The organism is Pseudomonas sp. NPDC087346 (genome assembly GCF_044744235.1).
Lineage (GTDB): Bacteria > Pseudomonadota > Gammaproteobacteria > Pseudomonadales > Pseudomonadaceae > Aquipseudomonas.
Genome location: NZ_JBIUXX010000169.1, coordinates 1 through 1,313, shown reverse-complemented (window position 1 = coordinate 1,313; position 1,313 = coordinate 1). Strand labels below are relative to the sequence as shown.

General features: G+C 53.5%; 1 protein-coding gene. It reads right to left on the bottom strand.

All coding sequences use genetic code 11. From position 1 onward, the window contains the following. Window positions 1-130 precede the first annotated feature (130 nt). Window positions 131-1,313: ATP-dependent Clp protease ATP-binding subunit ClpX (gene clpX / locus ACIOZM_RS31840; RefSeq protein ID WP_401221654.1), on the bottom strand; the 1,183-nt coding region annotated here is incomplete at its 5' end.

Here is a 1,313-nt window from a genome sequence, read left to right as displayed (position 1 = left end):
CTCGCGAGGTTTGAAAAAAACCCCTCTCAAAGAGGGGTATTTTAGTAGCGACAAACCGCATGAAAAAACTATGTTTTCCCTTTGGGGGGAATAACCGAAGGCCCCTTCTTTATTCCAGCAGGCTGGACGCTTAAGCGTCCGGCGCTGCCTTGGCAGTCGGCTCACTGTTTTCGTAGATATACAGTGGCTTGGACTTACCTTCGATCACGCTTTCATCGATCACGACTTTGCTCACCTCGGACTGCGAGGGGATTTCATACATCGTGTCGAGCAGCACACCTTCGAGAATCGAGCGCAGGCCACGGGCACCGGTTTTACGTTCCAGGGCACGCTTGGCGACCGATTTCAGCGCATCTGTACGGAACTCCAGATCAACGCCTTCCATCTCGAACAGCTTGGCATACTGTTTGGTCAGAGCATTTTTCGGCTCGGTGAGGATCTGCATCAACGCAGCCTCGTCAAGCTCGTCCAGCGTCGCGAGGACCGGCAGACGACCGACGAATTCCGGGATCAGACCGAACTTGACCAGATCGTCAGGCTCGACTTCACGCAGGGACTCACCAACCTTCTTGCCTTCTTCCTTGCTGCGCACTTCTGCGTTGAAGCCGATGCCGCCTTTGGTGGAACGGTTTTGAATAACCTTTTCCAGACCAGAGAACGCACCACCGCAGATGAACAGGATGTTACGGGTGTCGACCTGCAGGAATTCCTGCTGCGGATGCTTGCGACCACCTTGTGGCGGAACGGAAGCGACCGTGCCTTCGATCAACTTGAGCAAGGCCTGCTGCACGCCTTCACCGGAAACGTCCCGGGTGATCGACGGGTTGTCGGACTTGCGCGAAATCTTGTCGATCTCATCGATGTAGACAATACCCATCTGGGCCTTCTCTACGTCGTAATCGCACTTCTGCAGCAGCTTCTGAATGATGTTCTCGACATCTTCACCTACGTAACCCGCCTCGGTGAGGGTGGTTGCGTCAGCGATGGTGAACGGAACGTTCAGCAAGCGGGCCAGTGTTTCTGCAAGCAGGGTTTTACCCGAGCCTGTCGGGCCGATCAGCAAGATGTTGCTCTTGCCGAGTTCGACGTCGTCATTCTTCTTGTCGCGCTGGTTCAGGCGCTTGTAGTGGTTGTATACCGCTACGGCCAGAACCTTTTTCGCACGCTCCTGACCAATTACATACTGGTCAAGGATGCCGCTGATTTCTTTAGGCGAAGGCAATTTATGCGCGCTGCTCTCGGCCTGTGCTTCCTGCACCTCATATAGTATTTTTTGTTTGATCTTGTTGTAGGTATAGTGTGTTTTTTTTTGT